This window comes from Burkholderia sp. SIMBA_062 (genome assembly GCF_046534765.1).
GTDB lineage: Bacteria > Pseudomonadota > Gammaproteobacteria > Burkholderiales > Burkholderiaceae > Burkholderia > Burkholderia ambifaria.
This window is the reverse complement of sequence record NZ_JAWRYD010000338.1, coordinates 1-264: the sequence shown is the minus strand read 5'-3', so window position 1 is coordinate 264 and position 264 is coordinate 1. Positions and strand designations below refer to the sequence as shown.

The following is a 264-nucleotide window of genomic DNA, read 5'->3' as shown; positions in this document are numbered from 1 at the left end:
CTAGTTTACATAAATAATTTTGCTTCAGGAACACAAACAGGGCAAGCAATAAATATCGATGAAAATGGATATTATTATTTTGATGGCTCTGCATGGATGAAATTGAATTCCGGAGGGAGAAATATTAATCTATATAATTCAGACGGAATTCTTTCCGATAACAGAACTGTTGCCCAAAATGATAAAATACTTGCTTTCACAGGAAATAGCGTAGATGCTTTTTCTGTAGACGGCACTACATTTTCTGTAGATGCAAGAAATAAC

Annotated in this window: 1 protein-coding gene; it reads left to right on the top strand. The window is 33.7% G+C overall.

The window, feature by feature from the left end; translation table 11 throughout:
• Positions 1-264, top strand: a 264-nt coding sequence (locus SB786_RS36595) for a hypothetical protein (protein WP_410731633.1), incomplete at both ends; no start/stop codon positions are given.